This window comes from Xanthobacter autotrophicus (genome assembly GCF_030015065.1).
GTDB classification, from domain to species: domain Bacteria; phylum Pseudomonadota; class Alphaproteobacteria; order Rhizobiales; family Xanthobacteraceae; genus Xanthobacter; species Xanthobacter autotrophicus_D.
The window spans coordinates 1-465 of record NZ_JAIVFN010000381.1; the positions used below are offsets into that span (position 1 = coordinate 1).

The window sequence follows — 465 nt, forward strand, 5'->3', positions numbered from 1 at the left end:
CCTCTACACCAACTACATCGAAGGCCTCAGCCAGGGCGCCACCGCGCCGATGACCGCCGCCAATGCCGGCGATGTGTTCGCACCGTTCCGCACCAGGCAGAAGGAGCTGGGCCTGAAGCTGGACCTGGGCAGCTTCGCGCACACCTTCAGCGTGTACGAGATCAAGCGACCGAACAGCTACACCGACCCGGTCACGAATATCTTCTCGTTTGGCGGCGAGCAACGTAACCGGGGCGTGGAATGGGGCTTCTGCGGCGCACCAATGGACGGCGTGCGCCTGCTCGGTGGAGCGGCCTATGTGCAGCCGAAGCTGACCCGCACGGCCGGTGGCGTGAATGAAGGACGCATCGCCACCGCCGTGGCGCAGCGGCAGGCCAAGCTGGGCGTGGAATGGGATGTGCCGACCTTGCAGGGCCTGACCCTGACCGGCAATGCCACGGCGATGTCGAGGCAGTACATCAGTGC

Annotated in this window: 1 protein-coding gene; it reads left to right on the forward strand. The window is 65.6% G+C overall.

Translation table 11 applies throughout. The features are described from left to right. The coding region (locus tag K9U40_RS23630) for a TonB-dependent receptor domain-containing protein (RefSeq protein ID WP_282892497.1) at nt 1-465 on the forward strand (465 nt) is incomplete at both ends.